The organism is Bradyrhizobium sp. IC3123 (genome assembly GCF_020193625.1).
Lineage (GTDB): Bacteria > Pseudomonadota > Alphaproteobacteria > Rhizobiales > Xanthobacteraceae > Bradyrhizobium > Bradyrhizobium yuanmingense.
Genome location: NZ_JADYVF010000055.1, coordinates 1 through 651, shown reverse-complemented (window position 1 = coordinate 651; position 651 = coordinate 1). Strand labels below are relative to the sequence as shown.

1 pseudogene is annotated in these 651 nt (G+C 67.6%); it reads left to right on the top strand.

From position 1 onward, the window contains the following. Positions 1–651 (top strand): annotated as a pseudogene (locus I6F20_RS37590) (hybrid sensor histidine kinase/response regulator); the annotation flags it as partial.

The following is a 651-nucleotide window of genomic DNA, read 5'->3' as shown; positions in this document are numbered from 1 at the left end:
GCGAGACCCTGATGGGCAAATTCCGTGACGGCATGCCTGTGACTGCCGAGGCGGTGACGGTGATCCTGTCCTCGATCGACCGCATCAAGGAGATTTTGGCTGGCTTGGAGGCGACCGAGGCCGAGCCGGAAGGCAACGACCGCGATCTCATCGACAAGCTGGAAGCAATGGTCGAGCAGGGCATGGCGGCCATGTCAGGCTCGGCGGAGCCGATGCCGACAGCCGGCACTGCTGCTCCCGTTGCCGATGCGCCGCCGCTGGTGCCGGAAGCACCCGCCGCTCCAGCCGCCCCCGCCAAGGAGATGACCATGGGCACGCTGGTCGATCAGACCCTGGAGCGTCCGCTGCGTCCGGGCGAGGTCTCGCTCGACGAGCTCGAGCGCGCCTTCCGCGAGACCGCGATCGAAGCGCCGGTGCCCGCGCCCGTGGCCAAGGCTGAGGTTAAGGCCGAGCCGGCTGCTGAAGCCGCAAAGCCCGCCAAGGAGAAGGCCGCGCCGAAGAAGTCGATGGCCGACGAGATGGCGGGCGAGGGCGACCGCATCGCCAACCAGTCGATCCGCGTCAACGTGGATACGCTGGAGCACCTGATGACCATGGTCTCCGAGCTGGTCCTGACCCGCAACCAGCTCTTGGAGATCTCCCGCCGCAACG